Source organism: Corallococcus sp. CA049B, assembly GCF_003611685.1.
In the GTDB taxonomy this organism is placed as follows: domain Bacteria; phylum Myxococcota; class Myxococcia; order Myxococcales; family Myxococcaceae; genus Corallococcus; species Corallococcus coralloides.
The window spans coordinates 1-21,868 of record NZ_RAWC01000085.1; the positions used below are offsets into that span (position 1 = coordinate 1).

19 protein-coding genes are annotated in these 21,868 nt (G+C 70.7%); 10 read left to right on the plus strand and 9 right to left on the minus strand.

Annotated elements, in window-relative coordinates; all coding sequences use genetic code 11:
- Positions 1-520 (plus strand): serine/threonine-protein kinase (locus D7W82_RS19745; RefSeq protein ID WP_147439400.1); only part of this gene is annotated, 520 nt, incomplete at its 5' end.
- Positions 517-1,458: an RluA family pseudouridine synthase gene (locus D7W82_RS19750; RefSeq protein WP_120619829.1), complete on the plus strand. Its 942-nt coding sequence runs from the start codon at positions 517-519 to the stop codon at positions 1,456-1,458. The genes D7W82_RS19745 and D7W82_RS19750, both read left to right, overlap by 4 nt.
- On the opposite strand, the gene D7W82_RS19755 is transcribed toward D7W82_RS19750, so the two are convergent.
- A complete protein-coding gene (locus tag D7W82_RS19755) occupies positions 1,455-1,868 on the minus strand; it encodes a secondary thiamine-phosphate synthase enzyme YjbQ (RefSeq protein WP_120619830.1) in 414 nt (137 codons plus the stop codon). The two genes, D7W82_RS19750 and D7W82_RS19755, sit on opposite strands and share 4 nt — an antisense overlap.
- Positions 1,869-1,909: 41 nt before the next feature.
- Here D7W82_RS19755 and dinB point away from each other — a divergent pair, with 41 nt between their 5' ends.
- Complete coding sequence (gene dinB / locus D7W82_RS19760; RefSeq protein WP_120619831.1) at positions 1,910-3,115, plus strand: DNA polymerase IV; 1,206 nt, start codon at positions 1,910-1,912, stop codon at positions 3,113-3,115.
- 157 nt (positions 3,116-3,272) lie between these two features.
- Here the strand turns inward: dinB and pcnB are convergent, their stop codons facing one another.
- The 7 genes from pcnB to D7W82_RS19795 form a co-directional block, all read right to left on the minus strand.
- Positions 3,273-4,985 carry a polynucleotide adenylyltransferase PcnB gene (gene pcnB, locus D7W82_RS19765; protein ID WP_120619832.1) on the minus strand — a complete coding sequence of 571 codons (1,713 nt, stop codon included), beginning with the start codon at positions 4,983-4,985 and terminating at the stop codon, positions 3,273-3,275.
- Between the two features lie 381 nt (positions 4,986-5,366).
- Positions 5,367-6,413, minus strand: coding sequence for a phosphatase domain-containing protein (locus D7W82_RS19770; protein WP_014398335.1), 1,047 nt, complete (start codon positions 6,411-6,413; stop codon positions 5,367-5,369).
- Positions 6,410-7,444, minus strand: a complete 1,035-nt coding sequence (gene plsX / locus D7W82_RS19775) for a phosphate acyltransferase PlsX (RefSeq protein ID WP_120619848.1) — start codon at positions 7,442-7,444, stop codon at positions 6,410-6,412. The genes D7W82_RS19770 and plsX overlap by 4 nt, the downstream gene beginning before the upstream one ends.
- A gap of 10 nt (positions 7,445-7,454) precedes the next feature.
- The gene (locus D7W82_RS19780) at positions 7,455-8,528 is read right to left on the minus strand and encodes an MFS transporter (RefSeq protein ID WP_120619833.1); all 1,074 of its coding nucleotides are present in this window, start codon (positions 8,526-8,528) and stop codon (positions 7,455-7,457) included.
- 111 nt (positions 8,529-8,639) lie between these two features.
- A complete protein-coding gene (gltC, locus tag D7W82_RS19785) occupies positions 8,640-10,691 on the minus strand; it encodes an adventurous gliding motility protein GltC (RefSeq protein ID WP_120619834.1) in 2,052 nt (683 codons plus the stop codon).
- Between the two features lie 6 nt (positions 10,692-10,697).
- Positions 10,698-11,579 carry an outer membrane beta-barrel domain-containing protein gene (locus D7W82_RS19790; protein WP_120619835.1) on the minus strand — a complete coding sequence of 294 codons (882 nt, stop codon included), beginning with the start codon at positions 11,577-11,579 and terminating at the stop codon, positions 10,698-10,700.
- The gene (locus D7W82_RS19795) at positions 11,576-12,403 is read right to left on the minus strand and encodes an outer membrane beta-barrel domain-containing protein (RefSeq protein WP_120619849.1); all 828 of its coding nucleotides are present in this window, start codon (positions 12,401-12,403) and stop codon (positions 11,576-11,578) included. Before D7W82_RS19795 ends, D7W82_RS19790 begins: the two co-directional genes overlap by 4 nt.
- Positions 12,404-12,676: 273 nt before the next feature.
- Between D7W82_RS19795 and cglC the strand changes: the two genes are divergently transcribed.
- The 7 genes from cglC to D7W82_RS19830 all read left to right on the plus strand — a co-directional run bounded on the left by cglC (position 12,677) and on the right by D7W82_RS19830 (position 20,241).
- Positions 12,677-13,183 (plus strand): adventurous gliding motility lipoprotein CglC, encoded by a 507-nt coding sequence (gene cglC, locus D7W82_RS19800; protein WP_120619836.1) that lies wholly within the window; start codon positions 12,677-12,679, stop codon positions 13,181-13,183.
- 114 nt (positions 13,184-13,297) lie between these two features.
- Positions 13,298-14,731 carry a VWA domain-containing protein gene (locus tag D7W82_RS19805; RefSeq protein WP_120619837.1) on the plus strand — a complete coding sequence of 478 codons (1,434 nt, stop codon included), beginning with the start codon at positions 13,298-13,300 and terminating at the stop codon, positions 14,729-14,731.
- A gap of 165 nt (positions 14,732-14,896) precedes the next feature.
- Positions 14,897-15,400, plus strand: coding sequence for a 5-(carboxyamino)imidazole ribonucleotide mutase (gene purE / locus D7W82_RS19810; RefSeq protein ID WP_014398343.1), 504 nt, complete (start codon positions 14,897-14,899; stop codon positions 15,398-15,400).
- The gene (gene purK / locus D7W82_RS19815) at positions 15,397-16,539 is read left to right on the plus strand and encodes a 5-(carboxyamino)imidazole ribonucleotide synthase (protein WP_120619838.1); all 1,143 of its coding nucleotides are present in this window, start codon (positions 15,397-15,399) and stop codon (positions 16,537-16,539) included. Before purE ends, purK begins: the two co-directional genes overlap by 4 nt.
- A gap of 5 nt (positions 16,540-16,544) precedes the next feature.
- Positions 16,545-17,021, plus strand: coding sequence for a Cys-tRNA(Pro) deacylase (gene ybaK / locus D7W82_RS19820; RefSeq protein WP_120557001.1), 477 nt, complete (start codon positions 16,545-16,547; stop codon positions 17,019-17,021).
- Between the two features lie 69 nt (positions 17,022-17,090).
- The gene (locus D7W82_RS19825; protein WP_120619839.1) at positions 17,091-18,323 is read left to right on the plus strand and encodes a hypothetical protein; all 1,233 of its coding nucleotides are present in this window, start codon (positions 17,091-17,093) and stop codon (positions 18,321-18,323) included.
- 139 nt (positions 18,324-18,462) lie between these two features.
- The gene (locus D7W82_RS19830) at positions 18,463-20,241 is read left to right on the plus strand and encodes a GGDEF domain-containing protein (protein ID WP_158617697.1); all 1,779 of its coding nucleotides are present in this window, start codon (positions 18,463-18,465) and stop codon (positions 20,239-20,241) included.
- Positions 20,242-21,066: 825 nt separating this feature from the next.
- Here the strand turns inward: D7W82_RS19830 and D7W82_RS19835 are convergent.
- Positions 21,067-21,819 (minus strand): hypothetical protein, encoded by a 753-nt coding sequence (locus tag D7W82_RS19835; protein ID WP_147439401.1) that lies wholly within the window; start codon positions 21,817-21,819, stop codon positions 21,067-21,069.
- Positions 21,820-21,868: the final 49 nt, after the last annotated feature.

Here is a 21,868-nt window from a genome sequence, read left to right on the forward strand (position 1 = left end):
GATGGCGGACCTCAACCGTCCGGAGCGCATGGGCAAGCTGAAGGACGCCATGCTCCAGGTGTGCGAGGCGCTCGCGTACATCCACGGCCACGGGCTGGTGCACCGCGACCTGAAGCCGTCCAACATCATGGTGGACGACGACCGCCAGGTGCGGCTGATGGACTTCGGCCTGGCCAAGTTCCTCGCGGACGACGCGGGCATCACCGCGGACGGCAAGCTGGTGGGCACGTACCGGTACATGGCCCCGGAGCAGATTCTCGGGGAGCCGCTGGATGGGCGCTCGGACCTGTACAGCCTGGGCGTCATCCTGTACGAGCTGATGAGCGGGCGTCCGCCGTTCGACGCGAAAACGCCGCACGAGCTGTGGCGTCAGGTGCTGGAGACGGAACCTCCGCCGCTGCTCGCGCTCAACCTGCATGGCGACCCGCAGCTGGCGCGGGTGGCCCATCGCCTCATCCGCAAGGAGCCGGACGACCGGTTCCAGACGGCCGAGGAAGTGTACGAGGCCCTCTCCGAGTGAGCACGACGACGACGCACACCCTCACCGTGGACGCCGCCAAGGCGGGCCAGCGGGTGGACCTGTTCGTGGGCGAGGCCCTGGGCCTGTCCCGCGCGCGCATGAAGCGCCTCTTCGAGGAGGGCCAGGTGCGCGTGGACGGCCGCCCCGCCAAGAAGGGCCTCACCGTCACCGAGGGCCAGAAGGTCGCCGTGACGGTGGAGGAGGCCCCGCGCGAGGCCGTGCCCGACACGGACTTCCCGCTCGTCGTCCTGCACGAGGACCCGACCCTCCTCTTCGTGGACAAGCCCGCCGGCCGCCCGTCGCACCCCCTGCAGCCGGGTGAGACGGGCACGGTGGCCAACGCCCTGGTGGCGCGCTACCCGGAGGTCGCGCAGGCGTCCCAGGACCCGCGCGAGGGTGGCCTGTGCCACCGGCTGGACGTGGAGACGTCCGGGGTGCTCGCGGCGGCCCGCACGCGCGAGGCCTGGACCTCCGTGCGTGAGGCCTTCAGCCACCGCGCGGTGGACAAGCGCTACGTCGCCCTGGTGACGGGCCCGCTGGCGGACGAGGGCGAGGTGGAGGTGCCGCTGCGCCACCACCCGCGCCACCCGGACCGCGTGGAGCCCGCCCCCTACGGCGCCGAGGACGCCCGCGAGGCGCTGTCCCACCTCCGGGTGCTGGCCCGGTCCGGGGACTACAGCCTGGTGGAGGTCCAAATCCTCACCGGCGTGCTGCACCAGGTGCGCGCGCACCTGGCGGGCGTGGGCGCGCCGCTCGTGGGGGACGCGCTCTACGGAGGCCGCGAGGCGCCGGAGCTGGGGCGGTTCTTCCTGCACGCCCGCTCGCTCACCGTGCCGCACCCGGTGACGAAGGAGCCCGTGAAGGTGGAGAGCCCGCTGCCGCCGGACCTGGTGGCGGAGCTGGGACGCCACGGGCTGTCGTGGCCCGTGGCCGGTTAGTCGCCCATCACCTTGACGATGACGCGCTTGCGGCGCTGGCCGTCGAACTCGGCGTAGAAGACCTGTTGCCAGGGGCCCAGGTCGAGCTTGCCGGCGGTGACGGGAATCAGCACCTGATGGTGGACGAGCATGGACTTCAGGTGCGCGTCGCCGTTGTCCTCGCCGGTGCGGTGGTGGCGGTAGTCGGGGCCGTGGGGCGCCAGGTGCTGGAGCCAGTCCCAGATGTCCTCGTGGAGGCCGGGCTCGTCGTCGTTGACGAAGACGCCCGCGGTGATGTGCATGGCGGACACCAGCACCATGCCCTCCTGGACGCCGCTCTTCTTCAGCAGGGCTGCCACGGTGTCCGTGAGGCGCACCAGCTCGCGCCGGGCCTTCGTCTCGAACCAGAGGTATTCGGTGAGGGTCTTCATGGCTCGCACTGTCAGAGGGGACCACTAGAGTGACTCACGCCATGCGAGCCATCCTCCACGTGGACATGGACGCCTTCTATGCGTCCGTCGAGCAGCGCGACAACCCGTCCCTCCGGGGCAAGCCGGTCATCGTTGGCGGGCATGCACAACGCGGCGTGGTGGTGGCCGCATCCTACGAGGTGCGCCCCTTCGGCGTGCGCAGCGCCATGCCCATGGCGAGGGCGGTGAAGCAGGCGCCGCACGCCATCGTGGTGAAGCCACGCTTCTCCGCCTACGCGGAGGCCAGCGAGCAGGTGTTCGCCATCTTCGAGCGGTACACGCCGCTGATCGAGCCCCTGTCGCTGGACGAGGCGTTCCTGGACGTCACGGCGTCGGTGGGGCTGTTCGGCGCGGCGGCGGACATCGCGAAGCGGATCCGCAAGGAGATTGCCCACGAGCTGAACCTGCCGGCGTCCGCGGGCATCGCCACGGCGAAGTTCGTGGCGAAGATCGCCTCGGACCTCGCCAAGCCCAACGGTCAGCGCGAGGTGCGCCCGGAGGAGACGGTGGCCTTCCTCGCGGGGCTGCCGGTGTCGCGGCTGTGGGGCGTGGGGCCGAAGACGGAAGAGGCGATGAAGCGCGCGGGGCTCGTCACCATTGGCGACGTGGCGACGCGCGACGTGGACTGGCTGGAGGAGCGCTTCGGCGCGGCGAGCGCGAAGCACCTGTGGGAGCTGTCGCACGGCATCGACGCGCGGGACGTGGTGCCGGACCGGGCGGCCAAGAGCGTGGGCGCGGAGGACACCTTCGACGAGGACCTGACGGGCCTGGAGTCGCTCAAGCCGCACGTGCACGCGCAGGCCCTGCGGGTGGCCCGGCGGCTGCGGAGAGCGTCGCTGAAGGGGCGCGTGGTGCAGCTCAAGCTGAAGTTCGCGGACTTCACGCTCATCACCCGGCGCGTCACGCTGCGAGAGGCGACGGACGACGGGCAGGTCATCTACCGCGCGGCGCTGGAGCTGCTGGAGCGCGCGCACGAAGGCAAGGCGCTGCGGCTCACCGGCGTGAGCGTGCAGCTGGACGAGGACGAGCCGCAGCTGGGGTTGTTCCCGGCGGCGGCGCCGAAGTCGTCGAAGTTGAACGAGGCGATGGACCGCATCGCGGCGCGCTTCGGCAGCAAGGCCATCACCATGGCGGACATCGCGGGGGCGGAGGCGTCGGATGACGACCAGCACCGCTCCGAGAAGCCCGTGGACAAGCCGAAGCGGTAGCGCGTCCCCGGACACGACAAGGGCCGGGACCGCGAGCGCTCCGGCCGTCTCGCTGCTCCGTCGCGGTGGGGGCAGCGGCGTCGAGCCCTCGACACGACAAGGGCCGGAGCGCCTGAGCGCCCCAGCCCTTTCGCTGCACCCGGCTGCTACGGGAGCGCTACCCCTCGCCCGCGTCGGAACCGGAGGAGGCGCCTGAGCCGCCCCCCTCCCCGCTCCCGCTGCCGGAACGGCGGCGACGGCGGCGACGGCGCTTGCGGCGGGGGCCGTCCGCGTCCGCACCGCCAGCTGCTCCGGCGCGCGGCGGCGGCACCTCTCCGGCCTGCCAGGCCTCCAGCGCCTCGCGGCCCTCACCCGTGGCCTCCACCGTCATCGCGTAGACGGCCAGCGCCTCGTTGAAGAGCGGGTGGCGGCGGAAGGCGCCCGTCTTGCGGCGGCGCTCCCCGGACAGCGTGCGCTGCATCAGCAGCAGCATGCGGCAGCGCTCGGCGATGCGGCGCGGCAGCCGCGCGGACTCCACGAAGCCCGCCAGCAGGTCCTCGATGACGCGCGACACCGACGCGCGGCCCTCGTCCTGGGACTCCTCCACCGGCGGCTGCGCGCGGCTGATGGGCACCAGCAACGCGGCCAGCAGGATGGCGTCGTCCAGCACCTCGCCCGCCGACACGCGCTTATCCAGCGCCTGCGCGAAGGCGTAGAAGGTCTTCTCCCCTTCCTTGCCGTTCTCACGCAGGTACGCGTCCACGGGCGGCAGCAGGATCTTCAGCGCGTCCAGCGCCGCCAGCAGCTTCAGCGCCGGGGCGGACACGCCGCCGCGGATGAGCCGGAACGTCTCCTCCAGCAGGCGCGCGGGCGCGCAGCGCGGCAGGTCCTCCACCGCGCCCTCCATCGCCGCGTACGTGCGCGACTCGATGTCCAGGTCCAGCTTCGCCGCGAAGCGCACCGCGCGCAGGATGCGCACCGGGTCCTCGCGCATGCGGATCTCCGGGTCGCCAATCGTCCGGATGAAGCGCTCATCCAGGTCGCGCCGGCCGCGCACGTAGTCGATGACCCGGCCTTCAGCCGCGTCGTAGAACAGGCCGTTGATGGTGAAGTCGCGGCGGCGCGCGTCCTGCTGCGCGGTGCCGAAGACGTTGTCGTGCGTGATGAGGAGGTCCTCGCCGCTCTGCCCCTCCTCCGCTCCCGCCGCCGGCTCCAGCTCCGTGGGGTTCGCGCGGAAGGTGGACACCTCCACGATCTTCCCGCCCTTGAAGTAGACGTGCGCCAGCCGGAAGCGCCGGCCGATGAGCCGGCAGTTGCGGAAGATGGCGCGCACCTCGCCCGGGTGGGCGCTGGTGGCCACGTCGAAGTCCTTGGGCTTCTTGCCCAGCAGCAGGTCGCGCACGCAGCCGCCCACCAGGTACGCCTGGTGGCCGTGCTGGTGCAGCCGCAGCACCACCTTGAGCGCGTCCGGATCCATCTCGTCCGGGTCGATCTCCGCCGGCTCGCCCGTGCGGGTGGTGGTGGGCGCCTGCAGCTCCGGCTCGTTCGCGGCGGGCTCCGGCTCCGGCTCCAGGATGACGGCCTCGGGCTCCTCGGCGTCGTCACCCGCCTCGGCGGCGGCCTGCGCGTCTTCCGCCTCCGCGGCCTTCAGGGCCTCGGTGGCGGCCAGGATTTCGTCGCTGACCTCGGGGCCGGCGTCCTCGGTGTCGTCGTCATCATCGAACCCGTCGTCCTCCGCGGCGTCCGCTGCGAAGGGGGGCTCGGTAGGGGCCGGGTCGGCCCGGGAAGGGGTTTCGTGTTCGCTGAGGTGCTCGGCGGAGTCCGCGGGCACCTGGGCCTCGGTGCGCTCGGTGCGCTCCTCGGGGCCCGTCAGGTCCAGGGGGGAAGACATGGAAAGTACCTCGTGCGCGGACCCGGATGCCGTGTCCGCTGCCGCCTCGAAGGAGGCCTCTCCGCGCGCGTCGTCTCCGGGCGCGGCTGGCAGCGTTCCGCCGTGGGGCGGGGGATGGGTCGGGTCTCGCGTCATTCGCCTCGGAAGGGCAGCCGTCTAACACGCATCCTCCCACCCATGGGGGTCGCGCTTAAGGACATTCTTCAGGGACGTCGGGGGTTCGTAGGGGCCCCCCTGCCCGCCCGCCGTGCGCCCACTGCCCGTGGGAGGCGCTTCCACTGGATAACACCGCGGTCCAGGGCGGACTCCGGCCGCCACGGCCCCCACCGCTGGAGGGGCCGCAAGGCAGGCAGGCGGCCGAGCCTGAACGGCCCGGCACTTTCAGGTGGGCGGCTTCAGGGTGCGCCCCTTGTGGGTCCGGGGCAGCGCGTGGGAGATGAGCGACACGTAGTCCACCGCCTGCACGCGCGGCGGGGGCGGCTGCGTGCCCAGCGCGGCCAGGCGCTTGCTGAACGCGGCCAGGATGTCCGGCATGGGGCGCATGGCCTTGAGCAGCGCGTTGGGCCCCTCCATCGCCTGGGACAGCGCGATGGCCGCCTGCTGCAGCGGCAGCCCGCGCCGCAAGAGGTCCTGGAACGAGTTCGACAGCGTGATGATGTTGTGCCCCGCCGTCTGCACCATCTCCACGGCGATCTTCAGCACCTGCGGCGCCGTGAGGTGGCCGTCCGCCAGCAGCACCAGCGCCGCCTGGAAGTAGTTGAAGATGGGCACCACGCGCGGGCCGTAGGGCGTGAAGTGCGCGGGCGGCGTCAGCTTGTCCAGGTGGATGAAGATGCGGCGCACCGGGTCCGCGATGGGAATCTTCTTCCACGCCTCGTGCACCCGCGCGGCGTCGTCCGGGTACACCCCGCCCGCCTCCAGCACCTGGGACAGCACGCGCTCGTCCACCCGGCCCGCGATGAGGTCCGCGTAGAGCGAATAGATGAACGCGTCGGCTTCCGCGTCATCACCGAAGAGGACCTCCTCCGCCTCCACCGGCGCGTTGACGCGGCTCTCCAGGATGGCGGGCAGCTTGTAGCCCACCTGGCCGCGCAGGGCCCGGAAGCGCCCGCGCAGCAGGTTGCCCACGTTGTCCTTGAGGACGAACTCGTCCCACTGGATGCCGTCCAGCTTGAGCTTCTCCTCCAGCACCGCGCGCATCTGCTTGGGGCTGCCGGACACGATGCACAGCCGCGAGTCCCCCTGCTCCGCCAGCTCGCGGATGAGGGCGGACGCGCCCGGGATGGCGACCTTCTCATGGGCCTTCTGGAACGCCGTGCGGAACAGGTCGCGCAGCGACTCGAAGTCCGTCTGGAGGTACGTCTTGTCCAGGTCCCACCGGTAGATGCGGCGCGGGGGGCGCGGGTCGATGCGGTCCGGCAGGCTCACTTCGCCAGGCCCTCCTGGATGGCGGTGCCCAGCTCGTTCGCCACCGCCTTCGCGGCCACCTTGCCCGCGTTCGCGATGGCGCGCGCCTTGGAGCGGCCGTGCGCCTTGATGAAGATGCGGTCGAACCCCAGGATGGGCGCGCCGCCGTACTGCTCCCAGTCCGTGATGTCCTTCAGCCGCTCGATGCCGGAGGACAGCATGGCCAGGCCCGCACGCCAGCGCAGGCTCTCCTTGTAGGCGTACTGGGCCAGCTCCATCACCGTGTCGTGCACGCCCTCCAGCATCTTCAGGCACACGTTGCCCACGAAGCCGTCCGTGACGATGACGTCCACCGTGCCGCGCGGGATGTCGATGCCCTCCACGTTCCCCGTGAAGTTGAGCCCCGCCATCTGCGACAGCCGCTGGTGCGCCTCCACCACGCGCGGCGGGCCCTTCTGCGGCTCGACGCCGTTGGACAACAGCGCCACCTTGGGCCGCTCGTTGCGGGAGATGATGCGCGCGTAGGCGCTTCCCATGACGGCGAACGCCACCAGGTCCTCCGCGGTGGCCTCCACCGTGGCGCCCACGTCGAGGATGAGGCTGAACGGGTCCTGCTTCGCCCCGCGCACGCCCCGCGTGGGGTACACCGTGGCCAGGGCCGCGCGCCGCACGCCGGGAATCAGCTGGAAGTGGCGCTTGCACGCGAGCACGCCCGCGCCCGTGTTGCCCGCGGAGACGAGCGCATGCGCTTCCCCCTCCGCCACCAGCCGGGCGGCGACCGCCACGGAGGACTCGGGCTTGCGCGCCAGCGCCTCGCCGGGCTTCTCGTCCATGCCCACGAAGTCGCCCGCGTGGTGCACGGAGATGCGCTCCCCGTTGTGCTTGATGCCCGCCAGGGCCTCGTCAATGACGGGCCGGTCCCCCACGAGCAGCGCGTGGATGTGCGGAGACTCCAGCGAAAGCTGGGCGGCGCCTCGCACCACCTCCGCCGGGCCGTGATCGCTCCCCATCACGTCGAACGCGATGGTGATGTGCTGCGGCTTGCCCACCATGGTCCCCATCCTATGAGCTTTGCTCCGCGCCTGCTCCCGACATTCGCACCTGTGTCACCAGCGACAGTGCCAAAAGTCCACCCAGCGCCACCAGCACCGCGCCCGTCCCGTAGGGGGCCGTGGGGCCCAGCCGAGTGAAGAGCAGGCCGCCCAGCGCGGGCCCGATGATGCGGCCCAGGGAGCCGGACGCCTGGTACGCCCCCAGCACCGCCCCCTGCCGCTCCATGGGCGCGTGCAGGGACACCAGCGCGGACAGCACGCCCACCACCGCGAAGAGCGCCCCGGAGCGCAGGCTCGCCTCCTTCAGGACGGCCGCGTCCGGATGCACCGCGTGCACCAGCCACCCGCCCTCCAGCGGCACCGGCCCGGAGGAGAGGAAGCGCGTCAGCAGGTACACGGAGAAGGTGCCCTCCATCTGCGCGAAGGCCACCGTGTAGAGCAGCACCAGCACCACGCACCGGCCCACGACGGGCAGCGTCAACACGGCGGCGGCGCCCCGCATGCTGCGCGTCGTGGCGGACGGCGAGTCCGCCCTGCGCGTCTCCGGCAGGAAGAACCAGGTGTTGATGAGGTTCAGCGCGGACAGCCCCGCCGCGAACAGGCCGATGGCCAGATTGCCACCCCACGCCCCCAGCACGCCGCCCAGCGCGGGCCCCAGCACGAAGCCCAGGCCGAACGCCGCGCCGATGATGCCCATGCCCCGCGCGCGCTCATGCGGCTTGGTGATGTCCGCCACCACCGCCTGCGCCGTGGACACGTTGCCGCCGGACACCCCGTCGATGACGCGCGACAGGAACAAGAGGGGCAGCGTGTGCGCGAAGGCGAACAGCACGTAGCCCACCAGCGAGCCCACCTGGGAGATGAGCAGCACCGGCCGCCGGCCGAACCGGTCCGACAGCCGCCCCATGATGGGCGCCGCCACCAACTGCATCAGCGAGTACACCGCGACGAGCAGCCCCACCGCGAAGGGGGAGGCGCCAAAGCGCACGCCGTACACGCCCAGCTGCGGAATCAGGATGCCGAACCCGATGAGGTCCAGGACGGCGATGCCGAACACCACCCGCAGCGACGCCTCCCGAGCCAACTTCGCACTCCCTCGTCCCTTCGAGGGACCGTTGGAAAAGACAAGACCGCCGGAGCGCGCGTAGGGGGCGCTCCGGCGGCCGGGAAGAATCCCACTCTCAGCGTTGGGCGTCTACATCGCCTCGGCGGACTGCATCTGCCGGTTGGCCGTGTCGCGCTCGATGCAGCCCTTGGTCATCGTGTACTGGTACGTGCCCAGCTCGTCACGCCAGTACTCGCCCTCGTAGGGCCAGTAGAGCTGATCGTCCGCCACCGCCACGGAGAACTTGTACTTCTTGACGATGGCCGTGCGGCCGCCCGCCTTGAGCTGCTCCTCCAGGAACTCCTTCTCCTTGGTGGTCGTCTCGAACTTGATGCGCAGGCCGTTGGCCAACAGCAGCTTGAGCGCGCCCAGCTCCGACTCCAGCTTGCCCTTGGCCATGATGCCGGCCTTGGAGATGAGGCTGGTGCGCTGGACCTTCAGCTCCTCCAGGAGCTGCTTGGTCAGCTCCGAGTACTTGAACGTGTCGCCCTTGTTGGAGAACAGGTCCATCTCACCCTCGAGCTCCAGGATGGAGTCGTTGGTCTTCTTCAGGTCCTGGTCCGTGAGGGCCAGCCGCAGGATGCGCTCCAGGATGACGTCCGTGCCGTTCTTCTCCAGGCCGTCCTTGTTCTTCTTCTGCACGTCCGCGAGCACCGTGTAGTACTCGGAGGCCTCCATGTTCTTCTTCACGAGCCCGTCCAGCTCGTCGTGCACGGGCAGGTAGGTGCGCTCGAAGTCCTGGAGGATGAGGTTGGACTCGCGGTAGCGGCAGTTCTCGTAATAGATGACCGCCTTGAGGATGAGCGCCTCCGGGAAGTACTCCTCGCGGAAGAAGGGCGACGACAGGGTGATGAGGTTGCCCAGCGCCTGCTCGTACTGGCCGATGCGGTAGTTGGCCCAGGAGGACTCGAAGAGGGCCTCCAGCCACTGCGTGTTCCCGCGCTCCACCTTGTTCAAGTAGAAGATGGAGAAGCGGTTCTGCTGCATGCCGTAGTGCGTACGGGCCAGCTGCATGAAGGCCAGCTCGCGCAGCGACTTGTCCAGCTTCGCCGCCTCGCCGGTGCGGCCCGCCATGGGACGGGTGAGGCGCACCACCTCCTTCATGGCCTCCACGGACGCGAGCACGTCCGTGTTGCCGCGCTTGCTGGCCGCGTCCTTGTTGCGCGTGCCGTTGCGGAAGAAGGCCAGGCCCTCCAGGTACTTCGCGCGCGGGTAGAACCCATCCGTGCGGGGAATCGTCAGCGCCAGGCGCTTCACCTCTTCAAAGGACTTGTCCGCGTTCTCCGTCTGGCCCACCTGATCCAACGCGCGGCCACGCACGAAGTGGTAGCGCGCCAGCAGGTAGCGGAACTCGTTCCGGAACTTCTCCGGGAAGTCGTAGTTCGCGTACCGGGCGATCTCATCCAGGATGACCGTCTCGTTCTGCGTCTTGCGGCTGATGAAGAACAGCCACTCCAGGCTCGTCTTGAAGAACTTCGTGGACGGGCCCGCGGCGAGGATCTTGGAGAACTCGCCCAGCGACGAGTGGTACAGCCCCATGCGGTAGAGCGACTTGGCGAGCACGTAGCGCGCTTCCACGTGCAGGCCCTGGAGCTTGGGGTCCCCCAAGAGCTCGTGGGAGGCCATCGCGGCCTTCTCGTACTCGTCGTTCTTGAACAGGCTGATGGCCGCGTCCAGGCGCTGGCGGTCCGCCGTCTTGCCGGACACGTCCACCGCGTCGAACGTCATGGTGGGCGCGGGCGGCTTGTCATTGTCACCCGTGAGGTCCAGGCCCAGGCCGGGGCTGCCCTGCGCGGCCGGCTTCGCGGACGGCGTGGGCTTCGCGGCGGGCGCGGCGGGCGTCGCCGAGGGCGCGGGCGTCGGGGTGATGGCCGCGGGAGGCATGGCCGGGTTGCCCGCGGGCGCGGACTCGCTGGTGGCGGTGGAGGACTCGTCCACATCCTCGGCCGGGGCGGTCGCCTTGCCCTTGCCGCGCTTGGCGCTGGTCTTCTTCTTCGAGGAAGCCTTCGAAGAGGCCCCCTTCTTCTTCTTCTTCGACTGGCCCGCCAGGTCCAGCCCTTCGAAGGACTGGGCCAGCGTGGGGGCCGTGTACGCGAGCGTGAGCCCGAGGACGGCGAGGCGGAGGAACCGGTGGGTGCGCATGAGTCTTTAGGAACCGGAGGGGAAGAAGAAGGACAGGCCCAGCTCGAACAGGATCTGGTTGCGGAGGTAGCTGGGCGTGGGCTCCCGGCCCTTCTCCACGTAGATGATGTCGCGCAGCTCCGTGCGCAGCGTCATCCACCGGTTGAAGAAGAAGCGCAGGCCGACGCCCACGTTGCCGCCGCCCGTGAGGTACGACTTGCTGCCCGCGACGGGCGAGCCATCCGCCAGCGACTCCGCCGGGCCCTTGTACTGGACGACGGTCGCGCCCACGACGCCGTACATGTCGAAGTGGACGAACTTCTCCGCCAGGAGCGACAGCTTTCCGTAGATGGGCGCCCACTGGACGTCCACGCCACCCATGAGGGTCATCTGGCCGGGCGCGTACCCGTCCAGCTCCTCGCGGGTCGGCGGGCTGCAGCCTCGGGTGTCACCGCCCTCGCCCGGCGTGAAGGTGCACTTCTGCGCGGAGCCCGCCACGGAGTTCAGCGCGTAGCCGCCGCGCAGGCCCACGCCCAGGGTCTCCATGGGGAAGTAGGTGACGGTGCCGCCGAAGAGGTACTTCTTGAAGAACGCGTCGCGGATGGTGATGGACGCGGACGGGCTCACCTCGAAGCGGCCCTTCTTGAGGAACATGTGGCCGGACACCGGCCGGATGCGCTCGCGAAGGGGCCCCAGGGCGTCCTTGTCCACCTCGGACACGTCGCCGGCCTCCTCCTCCTGGGAGGTGGCGGGCGGGTTGGAGTTGGCGGCCGGCTTGGGGGCGGCGGCCGCGGGAGCCGGAGCGGGCGTGGCCGGAGCGGCGGCGGCCGGAGCGGGGGCCTGGTCCGCGGCGGCGAGCGCGGGCACGCCCGCGCACAGGGTCAGGAGCAGACGGAAGGCGGGCTTCATTCGGACTCCCTCCCCGTCGACTTGAGGGGCAGGAAGATGGAGATGCCCGCGTTGAGGGTCATGACGTTCTGGAGGGCGCCCTTGCTGCTGCCCAGGGGCTGATCCACGTAGGAGGTGTTGATGAGGGCCACGTTGACGGCCAGGTAGTCCTTGGTGACGAAGCGCATGCCCAGGCCCAGGTCGAAGGCCGGGTTGAGGCCGCGGTCGGGCAGCGCGGAGGTCTCCGTCCTCACCACGCCCATGCCCCCCAGCAGGTAGCCGTCGAAGTGGAGGATGGAGTTGAGGAAGGACACCTTGCCGTAGAGCGGCGCCCACTCCAGGTCGCCCATGGCGGACCAGTTCGGCACGGAGTTGTAGATCTTGCTGTTGAAGGTGCGCTTCGCCGTGCTGACGTCATCCGACGGGATGACCTGGATGAGCGAGCCACGCGCCGAGATGGCCAGCGTGTCCGACAGGTACCAGGCCGCGCGCAGCGAGCCGCCGAACTTCGAATAGAACGGGTCGTTCACGGAGATGCTCACGAACGGTGAGATCTCCAGGCGGTTCTTCTTCAGGTAGACCTTGCGCTGAACGCTCTTCACCCGGTCGTCCTGGGTGATGTCCGTGAGCGGCATCAGCGCTTCGACCGGGATGTCCTTCGCCGGGGTGGCGGCAGGCGGCGCCGCGGGACGGGCTTCCTCGTCCGGCGGCGGCGCTGGGTTCTCTTCAGGTGGCTTGGCCTGGGCGTCCTCGGTCAGATCGAGGCCCATGCCTGGCTGGTTCTGGGCGGGGGCCAGCGCGGGCCACATCAGGCTCAGCGCAAGCAGCAGCGTGGGGCGGTTCAAGTCCGGGCGCTCCGTGGGGGGAGGGAACGTACTGCCACCGGAAGGCAGCATGACATCAGCCGCTCCATCCTATCGGCCGTATTCCCAACCATCAACCAGCAGAATGCGCCTGCCTCCTCTGTATTCCTCTCGTATCGCTTCACAATTCCACTGTGCTCACGCCCCGTGGGCCAGGGGTTGGCGCGCGGAAGCGGTGTGCTACCGTTCGCGGGTTCCGGGCGCCGTCCTCCCCCCTTGGGCGCCCTGTTTCCATCCTTCCTAGAGGTCTCAAAGATGTTCGTGCGAACCGCGCTCTTCCTGTCCGCCGCCCTGATGCTGGGAGGCTGCGACGTCACCACCGAGCTGGGCAAGCCGTGCCAACTGGTGCGCAGGGCCACGGACGCGGAGCGGGAAGCGCAGGGCCGCAAGTTCGTGGAGATCCAGGAGAAGGACATCGCCGTGGATCAGGACTTCATCTCCTTCGGTTCGCTGGACTGCGAGGACCTCGTCTGTGTCCGCGACGACCAGAGCCCCCGCAGCGACAACCCGGAGGCGTTCGCTTTGGGCTACTGCAGCAGGGAGTGCGTGCAGGGCACCACGACGGGCTGCGAGATCACCCGCACCGTGGGCGACGTGGAGGAGGGCCTCAAGGAGCGCATGACGTGCCGTCCCCTGCTCCTGGACCAGGACACGCTGGACGCCATCAAGATCGCCGACGAGGGCTTCTACCGGCGCACCTTCGGCGAGAACAACTCGCCCTACTTCTGCGCGGGCGCCGTCTCCGCGTCCCAGGGCAACTGACGTCCGGGCTGAACAGCCCACTGAACAGTCGCCTCGCGCGAAAGGGTTAGACCTTTTCGCGCCCCCCGTTCGTAAAGGCAGGGCCCGCGTTTCAAACGCCTCTGGAGCCCTGCCATGAATCGTACGGTCCTGTTCCTCGCCCTGGCTGGTGGCCTTGCCCTCACCGCGCTGGTGCTGGGCATGCCCCGCGGGGGCGGCCTGCCGCCCACGCCGCACGTCGTCGTGACGACGCCCACGCCCCCCCCGCCCGTCCCGCCGCCGGGGCCGCGCGCGTCCACGGGCAGCCTCCAGGTGACGAGCCGGCTGTCGCACCCCTACGTGCCGGTGGGCCCTTCGGAGACGTACGTGACGGTGGACCTCACCGGCGCGGAGGTGCCCGGGGCGAAGAGGAGCCCGGTGAACCTGGCGGTGGTCATCGACCGGTCCGGGTCCATGAGCGGCTACAAGCTCCAGCAGGCGAAGCAGGCCGCGCGGCACCTGGTGACGCTGCTGCGCGACGAGGACCGGCTGGCCATCGTGCACTACGGCAGCGACGTGAAGAGCCTGCCTTCCCTGCCGGCCACTTCTGGCAACCGCGAGCGGATGCTCCAGTTCATCGACGGCATCTGGGATGACGGCGGCACCAACATCAGCGCGGGCCTGTCCGTGGGCCGCACGCAGCTGGCGTCCGCCATGGGCGGGGCGGCCACGGTGAACCGCCTCATCCTGATGAGCGACGGCCAGCCCACCGAGGGCGTGTCCGACGAGGAGGGGCTGAAGAACGTGGTGAAGGAGATCCGCGCCTCCGGCATCACGGTGAGCTCCATTGGCGTGGGCACGGACTTCAACGAGGACCTGATGCAGGCCTTCGCGGAGTACGGCGCCGGCGCCTACGGCTTCCTGGAGGACGCGAGCAAGCTGTCCACCCTCTTCCAGCGCGACCTGCAGCAGGCCACCACCGCGGTGGCGCGCAACGTGGAGCTGTCCTTCGAGCTGCCCCCGGGCACGAGCCTGGGCGAGGTGCTGGGCTACCGCGCGCACCAGGCCGGCAACACCGTGCGCGTGGCGCTGCCGGACTTCTCCGCGGGCCAGGTGGAGCGCGTGGTGGCGCGGCTGCACGTGACGGGCACCGCTCCGGGCCAGTCCGTGCAGGTGGCGGGGCTGAAGGTCGCGTACACGGACCTGCTCGTGCAGAAGAACGTGGAGGACCAGTCCACGCTCGCCGCGGTGGCCACCAACGTGCAGGAGGAGGTCGTCCAGCGCCAGGACAAGGAGGCCACGGTGTACGCGGCCCGGGCCCGCAGCGCGCAGAACCTCCAGAAGGCCGCGGAGGCCATGAGCCAGGGCAAGAAGGCGGAAGCCAAGAGCTACCTCTCCCAGAACCAGGCCCTCTTCGAGGAGGCGGGCGCGGTGGCGGGCGCGGCGGCGGTGGCGGCGGATCAGGCCGAGCAGAGCCGCGCGATGCAGGAATACGACGACGCGGATTCCTATGAGGCCCAGAAGGCCGCCGTGAAGAACAGCAAGGTGAAGGCGCTCAAGAGCTTCGGGCGCATGGGCTCGACGTACTGAGTGTCAGGGACAAGGCGTGCGAGGGGGCATCGCCCGCCCCCCTGCCCGCCCGCCATCGCGACGTCACATCTTCGCGGTTGACCTCCGGAATCGCGTGGCCCTATCTCCGCGTTCTTCCAGGCTTCACCCCCTGGAAGCAGGGCGCACAGGAGGCGCGAAACAAGCATGGCGGCGAGCGCGAGCACCCCGTGGGTCGGGGTCATCATGGGCGGCAAGAGCGACCTGGAGCACCTGCAACCGGCGATCGACATCCTCGCCGAGCTGCGCATCCCGCACGAGGTGCGCGTCGTGTCCGCGCACCGCACGCCGGACTGGATGATGGAGTACGCGTCCAGCGCGGAGGGCCGCGGCCTGTCCGTCATCATCGCCGCGGCGGGCGGCGCGGCGCACCTGCCCGGCATGGTGTCCAGCAAGACGCTGCTACCGGTGCTGGGCGTGCCCATGCCCACCACGGTGCTGTCCGGCTTCGACGCGCTGCTCTCCATCGTGCAGATGCCCAAGGGCGTCCCGGTGGGCACGCAGGCCATTGGCAAGCCGGGGGCCGCCAACGCGGCGCTGCACGCGGCGGCCATCCTGGCGCTGAAGTACCCGGAGCTGCGCGAGCGGCTGGCCGCCTGGCGCAAGGCCCGCACGGATGAAGTGCTGGCGCAGCGCGAGGTGGCGGGATGAGCGGCCCCATGGTGCTGCCGGGCGGGACGCTGGGCATCCTGGGCGGCGGCCAGCTGGGGCGCATGATGGCGCTCGCGGCGCGCACGCTGGGCTACCAGGTGCAGGCGTTGGATCCGGACTCGGCGTGCCCGTCCCGCTCCGTGGTGGACCGCTGCCTCACCGCGTCCTTCACCGACACGGCGGCGGCCGAGGACCTGGCGCGCCAGTGCGACGTGGTGACGCTGGAGATTGAAAAGGTCTCGCTGGCCACGCTCAATGCCGTATCGCGGCACGCGCCCATGCGGCCCGGCGCCTCCGTGCTGGAGGTGGTGCAGCACCGCGGCCGGCAGAAGGCGTGGCTCGCGAAGGGCGGCTTCCCGCTGGGCCCGTGGCGCGAGGCGAACTCGGAGGCGGAGCTGTCCCAAGCCATCACCGCGCTGGGTGGAAGGTGCTTCATCAAGTCCAGCGAGGGTGGCTACGACGGGCGCGGCCAGTACGAGGTGAAGTCGGCCTCCGAGGCGGGCGTCGCGTGGAAGGAGCTGGGCGAGCGCTCCGTGGTGGTGGAGGCCGCGCTGGATTTGAAGGCGGAGCTGTCCGTGCTGGTGGCACGAGGCCCGGATGGGCAGCTCGCGGTGTATCCGCCCGCGTTCAACCACCACGAGGAGCGCATCCTCGCGTGGTCGCTGTTGCCGGGTCCGCTGCCCCAGGCCGTGCTGACGCAGGCGTCGCAGGTGGCGCGCGACATCACCGCGGGCCTGAAGGTGGAGGGGCTCCTGGTGGTGGAGATGTTCCTCCTGGGTGACGGGTCGCTGCTCGTCAACGAGGTGGCGCCCCGGCCGCACAACAGCTTCCACTCGACGGAGGTGGCGTGCCTGACGAGCCAGTTCGAGCAGGCCGTGCGCGCGGTGTGCAACCTGCCCCTGGGCTCCGTGGAGGTGGTGCGCCCTGCTGCCATCGTGAACCTGCTGGGCGACCTGTGGCTCCAGGAGGGTGGGCCCCGGTTCGCGCAGGCGCTGGCGCTGCCCGGCGTCCGGCTGCACCTGTACGGCAAGCGCGACGCGCGCAAGGGCCGCAAGATGGGCCACCTGTCCGCGGTGGGAAGCACGCCCGAGGACGCGCTCCAGCGCGTGAAGGCCGCCGCCGCGGCCCTGGGGATGTAACGCCCATGAAGACGAACGCCGCCCGGCTCCTGGACTCGCTCGGCATCGCGTACAGCTTGCGCGACTACGACGTGGATCCGGACGACCTGTCCGCGGAGACGGTGGCCGCCAAGGTGGGCATGCCCGCGGAGCAGGTCTTCAAGACGCTGGTGGCCAAGGGCGACCGCACCGGCGTGTTGATGGCGGTGGTGCCCGGCAACGCGGAGCTGGACTTGAAGGCCCTGGCGCGGCTGTCCGGCGACCGGAAGGTGGACACCGTCCCCCTCAAGGAATTGCAGCCGCTCACCGGCTACATCCGGGGCGGCGTCACCGCGCTGGGGGGCAAGAAGGACTACCCCGTCTTCGTGGATGAGACGCTGGAGCTGTTCGACGCGGTCGCCGTGTCGGCCGGGGTGCGCGGGACGCAGCTCGTCCTCGCCCCGGCGGACTACCTGCGCGTGACGAAGGGCAAGCCGGGACCCATTTCGCGTCCGAAGGCGTAGACCCTTTTCGCGAGCCGCGCGTTCGAAGGGACATTCCCGGCCCTTGGGGGCCGTTCCCGGGGTGTCCCGATGAATGCCGCCGTGTTGCAATTCCACCACCGCGAAGCCTTCGAGCACACCGTCACGCGCGCGCTGGCGGCGGGCGCCGGAGCGGGGCTCCTGCAGTGGATCTCCTTGCGCGTGGGCATGCCGGTGCCGCTCACGTGGGTGGTGCCCGCGGCGGTGGTGCTGGCGTGCGCGCGAGGCGACCGGTGGGACCGGGGACTCTTGAGTGGCCTGGGGCTGCTGCTCGTGGCGCTGCCCTATGGGCTGGGCCTGTCGCCCGCGTGGACCGTGGCCACGAGTGGCGCGGCCGCGGGCGCGCTGCTGGTGCGCTCCCGCCTCAACGACCTGGGCGAGGAGGGACAGGTCGCGGAGGCCCGCCCCACGCTCGTGCACTACGGCCTGGGCGCCGTGCTGGGCGCGGGGCTCACGCTGGCGGGCGGCGTGGTGGCGAACATCCTGTCGGTGCGGCTGGCGTCCGTGGCCACGCCCACGCTGCTGGCGGCGGCGGTGGTGGGCGGCATCGTGGGGCTCTTCGTGGGGCTGGGCGCCATCGCCGCGCACCTGGGGCTGACGGCGGATCCGGTGGAGGCGCGCGCGGAGGAGCTGCTGCCCCAGCTCTCCGGTGACTTCCACACGCTGTCCGAGCGCGCGCTGTCCCTCTACCGTCAATGCGGCCAGTCCCTGGCGAAGCTGCCCCGGGAGCCCGCGCGCGAGGAGCTGGCCCGCACGCTGGCGCGGATCACCCGGGGCGCGGTGGAGCTGGCGTCCGAGTGGGCCGGCGTGGAGGCGCAGCTGGAGGAGCGCGCCGTCGCGGAGTTGCAGGCGGAGCGCGAGAGCCTGGAGCGCAGCGCTCGCGCGAGCACGGACGTGGTGGCGCGCCGGCAGCTGGAGGCCGCGGCGGCGTCGCTGGCGGAGGAGGTGGAGCGGCTGGGAGACATGCGTCAGCGGCGCGAGCGAATCCTCGCGAGGCTGCGCGCGGAGGTGGCCCTGCTGGAGCGTGCGCGCGTGGCGCTGCTGTCCCTGCGCAGCGGTCAGGCCCAACTGAAGGCGGCGGAGCTGGCCTCGCTGGCCCGCCGGTTCCGCGCCCTCTCGACCGCCCAGGGAGAGGAGGGCCAGGCGATGGACGCGGTCGCGGCCCAGGTCACGCTGACCCAGGTGGCGGCGGCGAACGTGGCCCCGGTGCTCCCGGTGGATCCGTCACCAGCAGAATCCGAGGGCGCCAAGGTGCCGGAACTCCAGCGGATTCAGGGGGAATAGGACCTGGGGAGGCTGACGGGGCCCGCCCGCCCCGGGCCCTGGGGGCCGCCCGAGGCAAGCGTCCGTTTTCGATGTTGGCCCTGCCGAGTGGTCGGGGGGGACTGAAGCTTGCCCCAGAGCGCGGTACATTTCGGGAGCCATGAGCCTGCCCTCCCCCAGCAAGCCCGCACCACCACCGCCCTGGCTCTGGAACGGTGACGAGCCGAGGGTCGCCACCGTCTTCCAGCCCATCGTCGATCTGCTCAGCGGCGAAGTCCTCGGCCACGAGGTGCTGTCGCGAGGCCTGGGCCCGGTGGAGTCCCCCAACGAGTTGTTCAACCGCGCGCGGGTGGAGGGCTTCACCTACGAGTTGGAGCGCGCGTGCTGGACCGCGGCGGTGCGCCGCATCGCCACGCTGCCGGAGGCGCAGCGGCGCGGGCCGTTCTTCTTCAACGTCAGTCCGGACGTGCTGAGCGACGAGCGCTTTGGCGGCGCGTCCACGCTGGAGCTGCTGCGTCAGCACGGCCTGAGTCCCCAGCAGTTGGTGCTCGAAATCACCGAGCGCAGCACGTTCGAGGACACGGAGCAGCTGCGCATGCTCGCGCGGCGGTACGCGGAGCAGGGCTTCGGCATCGCGCTGGATGACTTCGGCGCGGGGCACTCGGGCCTGGTGACGCTGGTGCACAGCGCGCCGGACTTCATCAAGTTGGACCAGGCCCTGGTGCGGGACATCCACCTGCACACGTACCGGCAGCACCTGGTGAAGTCGCTGGTGGCGTTCGCGCAGCGCGTGGACGCGGTGCTCATCGCCGAGGGCGTGGAGACGTGGAACGAGCTGGCGGTCCTGCTGCGCCTGGGCATCCGGCACGCGCAGGGCTATCTGCTGGCGCGGCCCGTGAGCTCGCCGCAGCGGCCGGGAGCGGACTTCGCGGAGCGTTGCCGCGAGGCCATCCGCGCCCTGCACCACCGCGAGCACGAGGATGACGAGACGGTGGGCAGCATGATCATCCGCCCGCCGTGCGCGCCGGTGACGGCGCAGGCGGTGGAGCTGGACCGGCTCTTCCGCCGCACGCCGGGCGAGGACCACGTCGTGCTGCTGGACGGAGAGCAGCCGCAGGCGGTGGTGACGCGGCGGAGCTTCTACGCGCGCTTCGGGGGAACCGCCGCCAGCACGGAGGCCGCGCTTCCGGACGCGCCGCGCGAGGCGCTGATGGTGGTGGAGGACGCGACGGCCATCACGGCGCTGGCGCGCATGGCGATGCGCCGTCCGCCCGAAACGGTCTACGACCCGGTGGTGGTGACGGACGCGAAGGGCCACTTCCTGGGCACGGTGACGATGAAGCAGCTCATCGCGCGGGCCTCGGACCTGGAGCAGCACGCGGCGACGGGCGCGCACCCGCTGACGGATCTGCCCGGCAGCCGGATGATCGAACGGTGGATCCGCGCGGCGCTCCAGGGCAGCGCGTTCACGGTCATCTACGCGGACCTGGATCACTTCGAGGCGTACAACGACCGTTACGGATTCCTCCAGGGTGACCGGGTGATCCGCTACACGGCGAGCGTGTTGTCGGAGTGTCTGCACCTGCTGCCGGAAGGCTCGAACCTGGGCCACGTGGGCGGCGACGACTTCGTGCTCGTGTGTCCGGACGCGGTGGCGCCGGAGGTGTTGCGCACGCTCTGCCAGCGCTTCGACGCGGAGAAGGTCCCGCTCTACGGACCGGAGGACCTGCGGCGCGGGGGCTTCACGGCCAAGGACGCGGCGGGCAACACGGTGCCGGTGACGTTGAGCCTCGCGGCGGTGGACCACCAAGGGCTGTCCGCCAACCCCCACCCCGCCGAGCTGTCCGCCGTCGCCGCGTCCCTGCGAAAGCGCGTGAAGGCCGTCTCCGCGCAGACGCACACGAGCACGTTCCTGTTCCAGCCCGGCGCGGTGAAGTAGCCGGACCGCGCCTCACGTCCCGAGTGCGGCGCGGTCATCCGCGGGGCCCCACCGAAACGACGCGGCACGCAGTCGGGCCCACCGGCATCCCCCGCTGTTCCTGGGGGCCCCGTCAGCGGAGCACCGCACGAACCTGTCCGACTGTCCGACAGGCCCGCCGCCCCATCCGGTCGGCAGAAAACCTGTCCGACTGTCCGACAGGTTTCGGCAAGCCGCGCCGGGCGGACCCTCCCCTTCGCTTGAGCAGCGAAAACGTGTCCGACAGTCCGACAGGTTGGGCGTGCCGGCGCTGGGGCCCGCCGCCCCACCAGGCGGCGGAAACCTGTCCGACTGTCCGACGGGTTGGGATGCCCTTGGCGGAAGGTCCTTCCGGGCCATCCGTGCCCCGAAAACCTGTCCGACAGGTTTGGAAGGCCGTGACCAGGAGCAGAGGCCGTCCCCTGCCCGAGCAGCGAAAACCTGTCCGACTGTCCGACAAGTTGGAGGGCCCTGGCGAGGAGAGGAGGCCCCCATCCGCGCAGCGAAAGCTGTCCGACTGTCCGACAGCTCTTGGCATGTCATGGCCGGGGGCCCTTCCCATCCGTTCGACCAACGGAAAGCTGTCCGACTGTCCTACAGGTTGGACGAACCGGGGCTGCGGGCCTCGGCGCCGCCCGAGCGGCGGAAACCTGTCCGACTGTCCGACAGGTTTTGCCGCGTCCAGCGGACGGGGGGCGCCCCTGGATGGGGCCGGGGGCGCAGGTACTCGCCGTTCCTGGACGCGGTGCGGCGATTCGCCGGCCGGCCCCCACGCAGTGTGACAGACCGTTTCGCGAGCGCCTTGCCCTACTCCCAGGCGAGGTGGAGCCGTCCGTCGGTGTAGAGGCGGCCCGTGGCCTTCAGTTCGGTGGAGCCGTTCTCCACGGTTCGGTGCACGTTCGCGGGCGGCGCCAGCAGCGTGTCCCGTCCCAACGCGAACGCCTGCTCCCGCACCAGCACCAGGTAGGCCTTGTCGAGTTGGAGCGCCCGCCCCCGTGACGGCGTCACCAGCCACGCGAGGTCGCGGTCCCCTCCTGGTGCCGCGCGCCTGACCGCTGACAGGTCCAGCACTCCGTTCGGGAAGAAGCGCGCGAGCAGCTCTTCGTTCGCACGGAACTCATCGCCGCCCTGCACGCGCTCGAAATATGTCGCGGTCTCCGGTGCGGTGTGCCCTGCCCGCGGTACGTCCGGCAGGCCTCGCAGGTGCAGGGTCCTCCAGCCTTCGCGCCCCGGCACCTTGCGCGGGAACGCGAAGGTCTGGTCCACCGTCACGCCCAGGTTCGTGTGCCAGCCCATGCAGTAAACGTGTTCCTCCAACGTCTGGAGCCGCAGCCGTTCCTTCGCGTCTTCGATGAGCCCTGCAGGCGCCAGCCGAACTCGTTGATCAGCCCCCAGCTCCGGCGTGCCTGGGAACGCGGGCAGACGGCCGCGCACCTTCTTCTCCTGCTCCTCCGCGTAGAAGTCCCGCACGCGGTCGTCCGCCATCACGTTGTTGCCGACGCCGCCCGTGTGACACGTCCAGCACGGGTTCGAGCCCCCGGCCGCCTTCGAGTAACACATGGACGGAACCGGAGCCTCGCGGTTGGCCACGCGGCGGCCCGCCGCCAGG